The organism is Chitinophaga caseinilytica, assembly GCF_038396765.1.
GTDB classification, from domain to species: domain Bacteria; phylum Bacteroidota; class Bacteroidia; order Chitinophagales; family Chitinophagaceae; genus Chitinophaga; species Chitinophaga caseinilytica.
Genome location: NZ_CP150096.1, coordinates 2,757,271 through 2,770,756 on the forward strand (window position 1 = coordinate 2,757,271; position 13,486 = coordinate 2,770,756).

13 protein-coding genes are annotated in these 13,486 nt (G+C 55.6%); 9 read left to right on the forward strand and 4 right to left on the reverse strand.

The features are described from left to right. Positions 1-2 precede the first annotated feature (2 nt). From hutI to WJU22_RS11570, 4 genes are all read left to right on the forward strand, one after another. Positions 3-1,205 carry an imidazolonepropionase gene (gene hutI / locus WJU22_RS11555; RefSeq protein WP_341843390.1) on the forward strand — a complete coding sequence of 401 codons (1,203 nt, stop codon included), beginning with the start codon at positions 3-5 and terminating at the stop codon, positions 1,203-1,205. Positions 1,206-1,249: 44 nt separating this feature from the next. Further along, a complete protein-coding gene (hutG, locus tag WJU22_RS11560) occupies positions 1,250-2,248 on the forward strand; it encodes a formimidoylglutamase (protein WP_341843391.1) in 999 nt (332 codons plus the stop codon). An 18-nt stretch (positions 2,249-2,266) separates the two neighbouring features. After that, the gene (locus WJU22_RS11565) at positions 2,267-2,701 is read left to right on the forward strand and encodes a metallophosphoesterase family protein (protein ID WP_341843392.1); all 435 of its coding nucleotides are present in this window, start codon (positions 2,267-2,269) and stop codon (positions 2,699-2,701) included. An 86-nt stretch (positions 2,702-2,787) separates the two neighbouring features. Next, on the forward strand, positions 2,788-3,828 hold the full coding sequence (locus WJU22_RS11570; RefSeq protein ID WP_341843393.1) for a DUF4421 domain-containing protein: 1,041 nt from the start codon (positions 2,788-2,790) through the stop codon (positions 3,826-3,828). Here the strand turns inward: WJU22_RS11570 and WJU22_RS11575 are convergent, their stop codons facing one another. Then, the gene (locus tag WJU22_RS11575; protein ID WP_341843394.1) at positions 3,829-4,458 is read right to left on the reverse strand and encodes a hypothetical protein; all 630 of its coding nucleotides are present in this window, start codon (positions 4,456-4,458) and stop codon (positions 3,829-3,831) included. It abuts the gene before it with no gap. Between the two features lie 84 nt (positions 4,459-4,542). Then, positions 4,543-6,798 carry an aconitate hydratase gene (locus WJU22_RS11580; protein WP_341843395.1) on the reverse strand — a complete coding sequence of 752 codons (2,256 nt, stop codon included), beginning with the start codon at positions 6,796-6,798 and terminating at the stop codon, positions 4,543-4,545. Between the two features lie 159 nt (positions 6,799-6,957). Here WJU22_RS11580 and WJU22_RS11585 point away from each other — a divergent pair, with 159 nt between their 5' ends. After that, entirely contained in the window at positions 6,958-7,095 is a 138-nt protein-coding gene (locus WJU22_RS11585) for a hypothetical protein (RefSeq protein ID WP_341843396.1), read from the forward strand. 214 nt (positions 7,096-7,309) lie between these two features. Continuing rightward, entirely contained in the window at positions 7,310-8,119 is an 810-nt protein-coding gene (locus tag WJU22_RS11590) for a DUF4382 domain-containing protein (protein ID WP_341843397.1), read from the forward strand. A gap of 94 nt (positions 8,120-8,213) precedes the next feature. Here the strand turns inward: WJU22_RS11590 and WJU22_RS11595 are convergent, their stop codons facing one another. Further along, entirely contained in the window at positions 8,214-8,612 is a 399-nt protein-coding gene (locus WJU22_RS11595; RefSeq protein ID WP_341843398.1) for a hypothetical protein, read from the reverse strand. A 124-nt stretch (positions 8,613-8,736) separates the two neighbouring features. Next, positions 8,737-9,558, reverse strand: coding sequence for a 3-deoxy-8-phosphooctulonate synthase (gene kdsA / locus WJU22_RS11600; protein ID WP_341843399.1), 822 nt, complete (start codon positions 9,556-9,558; stop codon positions 8,737-8,739). 218 nt (positions 9,559-9,776) lie between these two features. Here kdsA and WJU22_RS11605 point away from each other — a divergent pair, with 218 nt between their 5' ends. The 3 genes from WJU22_RS11605 to WJU22_RS11615 all read left to right on the forward strand — a co-directional run bounded on the left by WJU22_RS11605 (position 9,777) and on the right by WJU22_RS11615 (position 13,429). Continuing rightward, positions 9,777-10,733, forward strand: a complete 957-nt coding sequence (locus WJU22_RS11605; protein WP_341843400.1) for an NAD-dependent epimerase/dehydratase family protein — start codon at positions 9,777-9,779, stop codon at positions 10,731-10,733. 147 nt (positions 10,734-10,880) lie between these two features. Further along, a complete protein-coding gene (locus WJU22_RS11610) occupies positions 10,881-11,627 on the forward strand; it encodes a DUF2335 domain-containing protein (RefSeq protein WP_341843401.1) in 747 nt (248 codons plus the stop codon). Between the two features lie 188 nt (positions 11,628-11,815). Then, positions 11,816-13,429 (forward strand): hypothetical protein, encoded by a 1,614-nt coding sequence (locus tag WJU22_RS11615; protein ID WP_341843402.1) that lies wholly within the window; start codon positions 11,816-11,818, stop codon positions 13,427-13,429. Positions 13,430-13,486 lie beyond the last annotated feature (57 nt).

Consider the following 13,486-nt stretch of genomic DNA (forward strand, 5'->3'; position numbering starts at 1 on the left):
ACATGAAAATCATCGGACCATTCCAGCAGATATTGCCACTGACCGGTCTCCCGGAAAAAGGGCCCATCGCCGACGAACAGCTGACGATCATCGATGACGGCGGCGTGTTGGTGGAAGATGGAAAGACGCTGCAGTTCGGAAATTTCGACGCGCTGCGCAAAGCCCATCCCACCGCTGAAATTGAAAAGATCGACGAGCCCATGGTATTGTTACCGGGGTTCGTCGACTGCCATACACATATCTGCTTCGCAGGATCGCGGAGCCGCGATTACGCCATGCGGACGGCGGGGAAGTCGTACCTCGACATCGCCCGTGCCGGCGGCGGCATATGGGATTCGGTGACCAAAACCCGCGCGGCTACTGATACAGAGCTGATGGAAAACGTGGTAGCCCGCGCCAACCGGCACCTCCGCGAAGGCGTGACCACCATGGAAGTGAAGAGCGGCTACGGTCTGGACATGGCCGGCGAACTGAAAATGCTGCGCGCCATCCGCACGGCCGACCAGTTTACGCCCGCCGAATTCGTGACCACCTGCCTGGCGGCGCACATCCGCCCGAAAGATTTCGACGGCGACGAAAAAGCTTACCTGCACTGGATCCTGCACGAATTGCTGCCCGTTTTGAAAGATGAGCACCTGACGAACCGGGTGGATATTTTCGTGGAGGAAACGGCGTTTTCCGTGGCGGCGTCCCGCCCGTTTTTGCAAGCCGCGAAAGCGATGGGATTCCAGATCACCGTACACGCAGACCAGTTCACCAGCGGCGGTTCCGCCCTCGCGGTGGAAGTGGGCGCCCTTTCCGCAGATCACCTCGAAGCGTCGAACGCGGAAGACATCCGCCGGCTGGCGGCTTCAGATACGGTGGCGGTAGTGCTCCCCGGCGCCTCGATGGGCCTGGGCATGGGGTATGCCCCCGCCCGCAAGCTCCTCGACGCCGGCGCCTGCGTGGCCATCGCGAGCGACTGGAACCCGGGATCCGCGCCCATGGGCGACCTCCTCATGCAGGCGGCCGTCATGAGCGCATCCGAACGGCTTTCGGCAGCGGAAGTTTTCGCCGGGCTCACGTTCCGCGCAGCGAAGGCGCTCGGCATCCCATCCGCTTCGGCCGACCTGCAGGCTTATCCCTGCGCGGATTACAGGGAAATACTGTACCACCAGGGCAAACTCAAACCCTCGTTTGTGTGGAAAAATGGTGAGCGCATCTGATTTTTCAGGATATTAGCAACATCAACAGACCCAATCGCAGACCCATGACCCTCGTATGTTACCAACCCACGTCTCCCGGTGCCTGGCAGGGCCGGAACGACGGCAACGACCCCGATCTCCAACGCTGGCACCAGCGCGTGCAACTGGCAGACCTGAGCCGGGCGCCGCTGCCGCCGATCCCTGAAGGCCAGAAGGGCATCGCGTTCCTGGGGTTCGCCTGCGATGAAGGCGTTCGCCGCAACGGTGGCCGAATTGGCGCCGCCGCCGGCCCGGAAGCCCTGCGCAAGGCGTGCTCCTCCTTTCCCGTTCATTTCGGCGGACAGTTGCTCGTAGACGCCGGCAACATCGTTTGCGACGGCCCTCAGCTCGAAATGGCGCAAGACGCGTTGTCGGCCACGGTGGCGCATATACTCCAGGCGGGCTACCTGCCGGTGGTGCTGGGCGGCGGGCACGAAGTGGCATTTGGCCACGAGCGCGGCATCAGCAGTCATTTCGGGAAGGAAGTGGTCGGCATTATCAATTTCGACGCGCACTTCGACCTCCGGGAGCCCGGTGGGGAAGGGGTTTCGTCGGGAACGGGGTTTTGGCAGATCGCGCAGGAAAGGAAGCAGGAAGGGCAACCCTTTCATTACCTCGTCCTGGGAATCCAGCAAAATTCCAACACGCCCCGGTTGTTCAAAACCGCGGCGGAATTAGGGGCAGACTTTCTGCCGGCGGGCCTTTTCCAGCAGAAATACCACGATCAGCTCGTAGGGGCCATCCGGTCGTTCATCCAGCGGACAGACAGAATTTATCTCACCACCTGCCTCGATGTATTCGCATCGGCCTACGCGCCGGGCGTTTCCGCGACGGCATATAACGGCCTGGTGCCGGACGCGCTGTTCCTCGACTGTTTCCGTACCGTTTTACGGACCGGCAAACTGGCCGGTGTAGACTTCGCGGAATTGAACCCTTCCCTCGATATCGACAATCGTACCGCCAAGCTCGCGGCATCGCTGGTGTTCGAAACGGTGATGAATTATTTCCTCCGGCAGGGCGATTAATTCGCCTATATTAGCGGCATGAAGATTGGATTGATGTCGGACACGCACGGGTATCTTCACCCGCTGGTATTCAAGTATTTCGAGCAGGTAGACCAGATCTGGCATGCGGGAGATATCGGGAATGTGCAACTGGCCGACGAGCTGGAGGCTTTCAAGCCGCTGAAGGCCGTGTTCGGGAATATCGACGGGCAGGATATCCGTATCCGTTACCCGGAACACAATCTTTTCATCTGCGAAGGCGTGAAGGTCTGGATGACCCACATCGGCGGCTATCCCCCCAAATACACGCCCGCCCTGAAACCACACATCCAGAAAAAAAGACCGAATCTTTTCATTACCGGCCATTCCCACATCCTGAAGGTAGTGCCCGATCCGGCATTACAATTGCTACATATCAACCCGGGCGCCTGCGGCAGCAGGGTTGGCACAAGGTTAAAACCCTCGTGCGGTTAGAATGCCTGAACGGAGAGATCAAAAATCTCGAAGTGATTGAACTGCCTGATTAAAGGATTGTTGTATACCAGACGACTGTTACACGCATGAAACTCCGGACCATCACTATCTGCTGGCTCATCCTGCTCTGTCCTGCGCTCACCCGCGCACAGGAGCGCGGCTTCCTGCGTTGGCTCCACACGGATAACGACACGGCCTACATCGAAGACCTGACGCAAGACCTGACGGTCCGCCTCTACGGTTCCCGCAAGTACAACTACTATGACATGCATCACCGTTCGGTGAACGAAGAGCTGCTGTACCGGCCCAACGCCAATAACAACGTGGGCTTCGGCGCCAATTACAAGTTCATCGGCCTCAATCTCGGCTTCAACCTGCCCTTCATCAATAACGACAACGACCGCTACGGCAAAACGAAATACCTCGATTTGCAGACACATTTATACACCCGCAAACTGGTTGTGGATTTTTATGGGCAATATTACCAGGGTTATTACAGCGGCACTTCCAAACGTTTTTTCGATAACGCCCTTTCGGTAAAGGCATCCGGCATCCGGCCGGATATCATCAATACCAACATCGGCCTCCACGCGCAATACATCTTCAACGACAAGCGGTTCTCTTACCGCGCAGCCTTCCTGCAGAACGAATACCAGAAGAAAAGCGCGGGCTCGCCGCTGGTAGGGGCGGAAATTTTTGCCTGGCAGATGCGGGGAGATTCGGCGCTGGTGCCTTTAGACCTTCGTAACGATGGATTTTACGGCGGCATGCCGTTTACGCGTAGCAGCAACGTCAGTTTCGCCGTGAACGGGGGATATGCGTACACGCTCGTCATCGCGAAACACTTCTTCCTCACGGGCTCCCTGGCGGTGGCCGCGGGCGTGAACCGCACGGTGCTGGCCTTCAATGACGGTTCCGGCAAAGTGCATGGCTTCGGCTGGCAGTTGAACAGCACGTTCCGCTTCGCGGCGGGGTATAATTCCAGCAAATTCTATGTGGGCGTACATTATGTAGACATCTCCACGCGCGGCGATGCACCGGTAGACGGAGCTTACCAGACCTTCGGTGCGGGTAATCTCCGGTTCAGCATCGTGCGCCGGTTCGGGCTGAAGAAGCCGCTTTTCTGATCACAGCTTTTCCAGTTCCCTTTCCAGGTTCAACCGGGCGCGGCGCTCGTATTTTTCGCGGAAAAGTTCCGTGCGGTAGATGTGCGGCATCGCCAGGAAGTGCTGCAACACCTTCACGCGGCCATTCCGGTATTCCAGCCAGGGGTACATCCGGTACTCGCGGCGGATGTTTTTCGCATATACCTTATAGCGTTCCTCCGGCACGGAAAGTATGGACAAGTCGAAATCCAGGAAATAATCGAGGTCGGGGTCGGATAATTCCGGCTGATGGCCCGCCGTGGCCAGGATGTAGCGGTAGACTTTATCTTGCCGCTCTACCGGCGCGCCTACTTTCCGGAGATAAAAAATGGCTTCCTCGGCGCTTTTCAGCTCATTGTCTTTCCGTTTCGGCTGATAGATAAAATCGTGAAAATAAATGGCGTAGAGTACGGAATCATTGTCCAGCAACAGTGGTGCGTATTGCCGTTGGAGCTTGACGAGCTCGGCGAGGTGATCGAGGTTATGGTAATGCCGGCCATGGGTGGAATACTGGAAAGTGATCCGGTCGATTTCGTGCCAGGCGGCCTGGGGCGGGCTTCCGCATCGCTGGTTAAGGTCCATCCAGTATTTCCTGATCGCTTCGGGTTGCATAGCCTCGGGATTTTGGGGTGATTGGAACAAAAAACAGGCCGTTCCCGGTGGGGAACGGCCTGTAATATATGCTTTTCAGCGATTTTATTTTTTCGCCGCTGCGAACTGGGCGCGGATCACGTTGAGCGCACCGCCAGCTTTAAACCATTCGATCTGCTGCTGGTTGTAGGTGTGGTTCACGGTGATGGAATCTTTCGATCCGTCTTTGTGGTTCAGTACTACGGTCAGCGGAGTGCCGGGCGCGAAGGTGGTCAGGCCGTCGATATCGAACGTATCGTCTTCCTGGATTTTTTCGTAATCGTCCTTGTCGTTGAAGGTCAGTGCGAGCATGCCCTGTTTTTTCAGGTTGGTTTCGTGGATACGCGCGAAGGATTTCACGAGGATAGCACGAACGCCGAGGTGGCGGGGCTCCATGGCAGCGTGTTCGCGGCTGGAACCTTCACCGTAGTTTTCGTCGCCCACAACAACGGAACCGATGTTAGCGGCTTTGTAAGCGCGCTGGGTGGCCGGAACGGCGCCATATTCGCCGGTCAGCTGGTTCTTCACGGTGTCGGTTTTGTCGTTATACGCATTTACCGCGCCGATGAGCATGTTGTTGGAGATATTGTCCAGGTGGCCGCGGTATTTCAGCCAGGGGCCTGCCATGGAGATGTGGTCGGTCGTACATTTGCCTTTGGCCTTGATGAGGAGTTTCAGTCCTTTCAGGTCGGTACCTTCCCAGGCCTTGAACGCTTCCAGGAGCTGGAGGCGGTCGGAGGTGGGGGATACGAGCACCTGAACGCCGGAGCCGTCAGCTGCGGGTGCCTGGTAGCCGGCGTCTTTCACGTCGAAACCTTGCGGGGGCAGCTCATAGCCTTTGGGTTCATCGAGTTTCACGTCTTTACCGTCGCGGTTTTTCAGTGTGTCCGTGAGGGGGTTGAAGGTGAGGCTTCCCGCGATGGCCAGTGCGGTAACGATTTCGGGGCTGGCCACGAAAGCGTGGGTGGAAGCGAGGCCGTCGTTACGTTTGGCGAAGTTGCGGTTGAAGGAGGTGATGATGGAGTTTTTGCGGTTGGGATCGTCGATATGACGGGCCCACTGGCCGATGCAGGGACCGCAGGCATTCGCCAGCACTACGCCGCCGATCTGGTCGAACGTGTCGAGCAGGCCATCTCTTTCGATGGTGTAGCGAACGAGTTCGGAACCGGGGGTGATGGTGAATTCGGAATGCACTTCCAGGTTTTTATCGATTGCCTGTTTCGCGAGGGATGCGGAACGGGAGATGTCTTCGTAGGAAGAGTTGGTGCAGGAGCCGATGAGGGCAACTTCCAGCTTTTCGGGCCAGTTGTTTTCTTTAACGGCCTGTGCGAATTTGGAGATGGGCCATGCCAGGTCGGGCGTGAAGGGACCGTTTACATAGGGCTCCAGTTCGTCGAGGTTGATCTCGATCACCTGGTCGTAGAATTTGGCGGGGTCTGCGTACACGGCTTCGTCCGGACGGAGGTGTTCGCGAACGCCGTCTGCCAGGGCGGCAACTTCGGCGCGGGACGTGGCTTTCAGGTATTCGGCCATGCCTTTGTCGTAAGCGAAAACGGAGCAGGTGGCGCCGATTTCCGCACCCATGTTACAGATGGTGCCTTTACCGGTGGCGCTCATGGAGTCGGCACCTTCGCCGAAGTATTCCACGATGCAGCCGGTGCCGCCTTTTACGGTGAGGATGCCGGCAACGCGGAGGATCACGTCTTTCGGGGAAGCCCAGCCGCTCAGTTTGCCGGTGAGTTTCACACCGATGAGTTTCGGCATTTTCAGTTCCCAGGCCAGGCCTGCCATCACGTCTACGGCATCCGCACCGCCAACGCCGATGGCCAGCATGCCCAGACCGCCTGCGTTAGGGGTGTGGGAGTCTGTACCGATCATCATGCCGCCGGGGAAGGCGTAGTTTTCCAGCACAACCTGGTGGATGATACCGGCGCCGGGTTTCCAGAAGCCGATACCGTATTTGTCGGAAATAGAAGACAGGAATTCGTACACTTCCTTATTGGTGTCGATCGCGGTGGCAAGGTCTTGCGCTGCGCCCGTTTTCGCCTGGATCAGGTGATCGCAGTGAACGGTGGACGGAACGGCAACCTGGTCGCGGCCGCAGGTCATGAATTGCAGCAGTGCCATTTGCGCGGTAGCGTCTTGCATGGCCACACGATCAGGAGCAAATTCCACATAGGATTTCCCTCTTTCGTACGGTGTGGTCGTAGCTTCGTACAGGTGCGCGTAAAGGATCTTTTCTGCCAGTGTAAGCGGCCGGCCCAACATCTTACGGGTAGCTTCCACTTTACCCGGGAGTGCCGCATACAATTTTTTAATCATGTCAATATCAAACACCATGGAAATAAATAATTTAAGAGCGGTTACATTAAAATTTGCACGGCGAAGTTAATCATTTCCGAACTTTTTTTAAAGTTAAAACTCTTGTTAACGGGGTCAATTTCATTTGTTAAATTTGCTGGATTGCAATAAATTTGATATATGAATAAGGTCAAAGATTTTGTGGAGTGGAAGACCTTTGGCGTTTGTACCGCCATCGGGGAGAAGCTCGGCATCGCCACGTCCCGCATCCGTCTGTTCTTCATCTATGCTACTTTCCTCACGATGGGCTCCCCCTGATCGTGTACATGATCCTCGCATTCTGGATGAACATCAAGCATTACATCACCAACGCCCGCCGCAACCCCCTTCGTTACCTCTAATCCCCCATTCCGTTCAACCCCGTCCGTCATCCCCCGGAAAAAAAATTAACCTTCCATTAAACTTTTCCTGTCGTAATCGATCAAATGACTTTGAGTGACCTAACCAAATGCTCAACTTAAACCGTCTTTTGATGAAAAACACATGGAAAAACCTGGCCCTCGGCACCTTTATGCTGGGCGGTATCGCAACCCTCACAGCCTGCTCCAACACCGATTCCAACGGCGGGCCCGAGAAAACACGCCTCCAGATCGCCCTCACAGACGATCCCGGAGACTATGCAGAAGTCTGGATCGACGTGAAAGAGATCCGTATCAACAGCTCGGATGCGGACGATCAGAACTGGGTGCCGCTGCCGGGAGTGAAGGCCGGGGCCTACAATCTGCTGGACCTCGTGAACGACAAGGATACCATCCTGGCCGACGCGGAAATCCCCACCGGCAAAATCTCCCAGATCCGCCTTGTGCTCGGCGATAATAACTTCCTCGTCACCAACGACGGCAAGCGCCTCCCGCTCACCACGCCCAGCGCGCAGCAATCGGGCCTCAAGCTGAACATCCACCAGGCCGTTATCGGCGGTATCATCAACAAGCTCACCCTTGATTTCGACGTCGCCAAATCCATCGTAAAAGCCGGCAACAGCGGCAAATACATCCTCAAACCCGTGATCCGCACTGTGCTCGAAGCCGTTGGCGGCAACATCAGGGGCGGTGTATTGCCCGATTCCGTGCAAACGGCCGTGCTCGCCATCCAGGGCGCAGATACCGTTGCCAGCACGTATTCGCTGAACGGCGGCTACCTGCTCCGCGGCATCCCCGCCGGTGCTTACAGCCTGCATTTCATTCCGACAGACACCAACTTCCTGCCGGCCGTGAAGAACGCAGTGCCGGTGGTGCTGGGGCAGATCACGACGGTAGATACCGTACGGCTGCAAAAGAAATAGTGATTTAAGTGGTTTCCGCCACGAGTGATTCCCAAATACAAAGAGGCTGCCGACGGGCAACCTCTTTTTTTATATAGTAATGTTTGGAGCGGTTTTATTCGAGATGGATAAGCGTCATCCCGTGATAGTGGTTCTGCAACTGATGGACCATAAGATGGCCGGCGATGTTCCGGGTTTCATCGCGGTAATGCAGGATGGTGCGGGGATCGGAGCCGTTGTGAAGGGTAATGGTGAAGGGGCCGCGGACGTATGTATCGGGGGCGCCGTTCAAGGTGGTTTCTTCCGATTTCTTGAATTTCAGTTTCAGCAACTGTTCTACCGTCAACGGAATGGGGAATAAATCTGCCGGCTCGTACCAGTTTTCCTGTTCGCCAACCAGCACGCAGGCCTGGCCCAGCTCGCGGTCTATTTGGAGGACCGGCCCTTCTGATAACTGTTCCTCGAATTTTGCCAGCACAAGATCGCCTGTCTTTAAATCATGCAAATGAATCATAGTGCAGTGTTTTTTGGGTTTGAAAACTTTGCTTATCGAATTCAGTATGGCTATGAATTTAACGGAAATCCGGGGAACTAAAAAGTAAAAAAGGCAGAACCGCGGTGGCCCTGCCTTGTTATCGTTACTTTTTGTAGACCGCTTCGCGGAGGCGCACCAGCTCTTCGAGCAGGGGCTCCAGGAGGTCGAGGCGGAGCATGTTGGCGCCGTCAGACTTCGCGCAGGCGGGGTCTGGATGGGTTTCGATGAAAAGCCCGTCTGCTCCCGTGGCGATGGCCGCTTTGGCGATGGTGCCGATCATCTGCGGGTTGCCGCCGGTTACGCCGCCGGGCTGGTTGGGCTGCTGGAGCGAATGTGTGCAGTCCATGACCACCGGTGCGCCGAGGCCTTTCATGACGGGGATATTGCGGTAATCCACCACGAGGTCCTGGTACCCGAAGGTAGTGCCGCGCTCGGTGAGGAGGATGCGGTCGTTACCGGCCTGCTGGATTTTTTCCACGGCGAATTTCATGGATTCGCCGCTGAGGAACTGTCCTTTTTTCACGTTCACGAATTTGCCGGTGTCGGCGGCGGCCAGGAGGATGTCTGTCTGCCGGCAAAGGAACGCCGGGATCTGGAGCACATCCACATAAGCTGCGGCCATGGCGGCTTCGGCGGCGGAGTGGATATCTGAGGTCACGGGTAAGTTAAAGGTTTTGCCGACTTTCTGCAGGAGGTCGAGCCCTTCCACATCGCCGATCCCGGTGAAGGAATTGATGGAGGTGCGATTGGCCTTCCGGTAGGAGGCTTTGAAGACGTAGGAGATATTCAGTTTTTTGCAGATGGCGGACACTTTTTCGGCCACGCCCATTACCAGGTCTTCGTCTTCGATCACGCAGGGGCCTGCGATGAGGAAAAAGTTTTCAGGATGATATTGCTCTTTGAAAAGCGATTGTAAAGTTTTCATTGCTATCTGTTAGACTGTTAATTCAAAATCGGTGTGCTACCGCCCGGGGTTGCACGGCGCAAAATTAGGCCTTATTTTCGACATGGCTGATGCCCGCGTTACGAAGGGCAACAGGCGTTCGTTCAAATTGTTATGGTATTGTCATTGTTTGGATGGGTAATTCAGGTAATATTGCGACTTGAAGCTAAATTTGGCCACTCATTTTTATTAATCGCTATATGAAGAAAGACAAGATTCTGGTTATCGGCGCCTGCGGCCAGATCGGTGTGGAACTGACACTGGCCCTGCGCAAGATGTATGGAGATTCCAACGTGATCGCATCCGACCTGCGCGAAGAGCACGATCTGCTGAAGGGAACCGGCCCCTATGTTTCGCTGGACGTGATGAACAAGGAGATGCTGCACGTGCTGGTGATCCGTCATAACATCACCCAGGTCTACCTGCTCGCAGCGATCCTCAGCGCCACCGGCGAAAAGAACCCGCTGCTGGCCTGGAATATCAATATGGCGAGCCTGCTCAATGTGCTCGATATCGCGAAGGAAGAAGGGCTCGATAAAATCTACTGGCCCAGTTCCATCGCCGTGTTCGGCCCCAATTCCCCCAAACAGGAAACGCCGCAGCACACCATCATCGAACCTACTACCATTTACGGCATCTCCAAATTCGCCGGCGAGCGCTGGTGCGAATATTACAATACCCGGTATGGCATCGACGTGCGCAGCCTGCGCTACCCGGGCCTTATCAGCTATAAATCCGCCCCCGGCGGCGGTACCACCGATTACGCGGTGGAAATCTACCACGAAGCCCTCGAGGAAGGCAGCTACAAATGCTTCCTGTCGGAAGGAACGTACCTGCCCATGATGTATATGCCCGACGCCATCCGCGCCACCATCGAACTGATGGAGGCAGACAGCGCGAAAATCTCCGTCCGCTCAGGCTACAACCTGTCTGGCATGAGCTTCTCGCCGAAAGAGATCGCCGGCGCCATCCGCGAGCATATCCCCACCTTCTCCATCAGCTACGAGCCCGATTACCGTCAGCACATTGCAGACGGCTGGCCGCAAAGCATCGATGACGAACTGGCCCGCAAAGACTGGGGCTGGAAACCCGAATTCGACCTGGAGAAAATGACGGCGGACATGCTCAAAAACCTCAGGGCACAGAAAGGCATGTAATCTCATTTTAACACTACTATAGGTTGTACCCCGGCATTTTTGCCGGGGTTTTTTGTTGTGCGGAAAAATGATGAACGACATGGAAAATGTTCACCCTTTGTTTTCGGAAGGCGCTCTTTAATACGTTAACTCAATAACTGTTTCTTTATGAACAAACCATTCGCCAACATGAAATTTTCAGCACATTATCCGGGAGCGCATTCGGCTTCGTCATTAACGCATAGTATGGTCCGCGGTTTTATATCCATGATGGAAGGCTTCCTGAGTTTTGGCCATCGCCGGAAGTTCGTTCCCAGATCACCGGACGACGATAAAATGCATCTGCGGGAGGATTGGAAAACCGTCGGCGGCTACATTCGCGAAGCCATGCAGCAGGTAATGTCCGTAACGCCGGGAAGTACGCCAGGCAACACGGTTTGGGAGTCGAGAAGTGAAGATAGGGTAGCATTGCCTTCTCAATTTGAAGCTTCCGTAACTTCAGCCATCACCGACATTTTGAAAGAGGAAGAGCCTGCTGAAAAGAAGTCCGCGGCCTTCACGAATCTTTTGATTTCCATTTCCCGCCATCATCACGGCCCGCTTCCGGATGGGGAAACGGTAGCCGCATATTCCCGGTTCATTCCGGATGGGGGCAACCGTGTGATGATCATGGCGGAGAACGCACAGGCGCACCGGCAGGAGATGGACCGCACTGCCATGCAGAAAGATTGTCATCAGAGTTTGAGAGGGCAATGGATGGCTGCAGTCGTAACGGTGCTGTTTTTAGGAGCAGCGGTATTTATAATTTTACAGGGTCATGAAACGGCGGGCATCGCTATGTTGGGTGTATTGGCAACGGTTATTTCGATTTTCATTTATGGCGAATGGAAGAAGAAACTGACGGGCCGGCAATAATCGTTCAGGTACGAAATGCGGGATGATGGTGGACGGGTTACCCATAATATTTTTATGGGATAGGGGATTCATTGCGCTAAAATAATGGTTCTCACACGGGTATGGGCCGCATAAGGCGATCTGTGAATAACGGGTTTTCTTATTATAAATTACTTATATTTGTATCGGCCCCCGCGCCACCCGATCCTATGAAGAAAACCTTGATCCTCTGCCTGCTGGCCCTCGGTGCCGGCAAGGCCCGCGCGCAATTCACCACCATCGCCGAAAGTCCCGCATTCCAGGAGCCCGGAGACGGCAACGCGCGCATCCTCCAGCTCACGAACGGCAACACCCTCTTCATCCACTTCACCCCGAAGCAGGGCCTCCAGCTGCAACTGTTCGACCGCCAGCACCGGCGCATCGACACCCTGCCGCCCATTACCGACTGGAAATCCTATAAAAACGCCCAGCTCGACGCCGCCTTCGAATCCGGCAACGGCAACGCCACCATCTTCCTCAGCGATCGCGCCAAAAGGCATCCCCTCCTCCGCCGGCTCACCATCAGCGCAGAAAACGGGCTCCTCACCGAAGACAGCGTCATCGCCGAACAGGATAAAGTAGATCTGCGGAAGAAATCCCTCGCCAGCTCAGACTTCCTCATCATCCGCGATCCCCACTCCGGCAGCTACGCCGTCTGGATGTACTTCAACACCGACGATGAATCCGACGCCGGATACCAGATCGTCCACTTCTCCGCCCATCACCGCGAAATCAGCCGCGCACGGTTCAAAAACTTCGATCACGGCGCACCCTTCCGGTATTGGGATATGGCCGTCATCGGCGAAGAAAAACTCTGCATCCTCGGCATGGAAGAAAATAAAGGCCAATCGGGCGACAGCCTCGTCATGAAACTCGCTACGCTCGACAGCGGCATGGTCTTCTTCAAATTCCACGATCTCCGCTTCCCCGCAGAAGCCGCAGTGACAGGAGCTTTCGTCAAATACAACCCGCAATCCCGCCAGCTGCTGCTGCTTCAGGCCGTAAAGAAAACGGAAAAGAAAACCGAGCGCATCATGACACGCAGCTCCGTGGTGCAACTCCCGGCATTGAATATTTCCTTCGCCAAAGACATTTACTTCTGGGGCGTAAACCAAAAGCAGCAGGAAGCTTTCGGTTCCGAAACGGATTACAACGGTGTACCGCAGAACGTGTTCTTCCGGGCAGACGGCGGCTACAGCATTGTGTTCGAAGAGCTGGACAACCACATCCGCATGATGAACAACACGCCCACCGTGGTGAGCACCGTGCTCGCCAACGTGGCAGTGGTGAACTACGACAGCACCGGGAAGGAAATCAACAGCTGGATCATCCCGCGGCGGCACATCAACCAGGGCGTGGTGATGAAACCCTTCTACCTCAAAGCCCGCGAAAACGTGAACGCGCCCTTCCAGTGGGGAGACCAGTACAAACTATTCACCTACATCCCCGGATACATCCTCATCAACGACCTCGACGCACGCCGCAAAGCCGCTGATCCCTCACGCCAGACCGCCATCCGCGATATCAGCAACTGCCACGGTTTCTATTACACGCTCGAAGGGAAAGACCCCGTGCCGCAGCGCGATTTCGTTTTCAACACGGAAACCGACCGCCAGGTTGCCCTTTTCGCTTTCAGCGACTACGACCCCGTGAAACGTACGCTCGTTACCCTGAAACGCAATCCCGGCAACAAAAGGGAGATCAAACTGGTATGGCTGCAGGTGCCGGAACGCAAAACCGACGGTCATGATATGGCCGGCGCCGCTTCCAATAACATGAAATGAGACGCTAAAATGCTATAAAACGGGAAAGCCGGGGCAATGGTCCCCGGCTTTTTATTT

Excerpts from the sequence above, each read along its gene's own strand:
- hutI (WP_341843390.1), top strand. The coding sequence starts at position 3 with ATGAAAATCATCGGACCATTCCAGCAGATATTGCCACTGACCGGTCTC.
- hutG (WP_341843391.1), top strand. The coding sequence starts at position 1,250 with ATGACCCTCGTATGTTACCAACCCACGTCTCCCGGTGCCTGGCAGGGC.
- WJU22_RS11565 (WP_341843392.1), top strand. The coding sequence starts at position 2,267 with ATGAAGATTGGATTGATGTCGGACACGCACGGGTATCTTCACCCGCTG.
- WJU22_RS11570 (WP_341843393.1), top strand. The coding sequence starts at position 2,788 with ATGAAACTCCGGACCATCACTATCTGCTGGCTCATCCTGCTCTGTCCT.
- WJU22_RS11575 (WP_341843394.1), bottom strand. The coding sequence starts at position 4,458 with ATGCAACCCGAAGCGATCAGGAAATACTGGATGGACCTTAACCAGCGA.
- WJU22_RS11580 (WP_341843395.1), bottom strand. The coding sequence starts at position 6,798 with ATGATTAAAAAATTGTATGCGGCACTCCCGGGTAAAGTGGAAGCTACC.
- WJU22_RS11585 (WP_341843396.1), top strand. The coding sequence starts at position 6,958 with ATGAATAAGGTCAAAGATTTTGTGGAGTGGAAGACCTTTGGCGTTTGT.
- WJU22_RS11590 (WP_341843397.1), top strand. The coding sequence starts at position 7,310 with ATGAAAAACACATGGAAAAACCTGGCCCTCGGCACCTTTATGCTGGGC.
- WJU22_RS11595 (WP_341843398.1), bottom strand. The coding sequence starts at position 8,612 with ATGATTCATTTGCATGATTTAAAGACAGGCGATCTTGTGCTGGCAAAA.
- kdsA (WP_341843399.1), bottom strand. The coding sequence starts at position 9,558 with ATGAAAACTTTACAATCGCTTTTCAAAGAGCAATATCATCCTGAAAAC.
- WJU22_RS11605 (WP_341843400.1), top strand. The coding sequence starts at position 9,777 with ATGAAGAAAGACAAGATTCTGGTTATCGGCGCCTGCGGCCAGATCGGT.
- WJU22_RS11610 (WP_341843401.1), top strand. The coding sequence starts at position 10,881 with ATGAACAAACCATTCGCCAACATGAAATTTTCAGCACATTATCCGGGA.
- WJU22_RS11615 (WP_341843402.1), top strand. The coding sequence starts at position 11,816 with ATGAAGAAAACCTTGATCCTCTGCCTGCTGGCCCTCGGTGCCGGCAAG.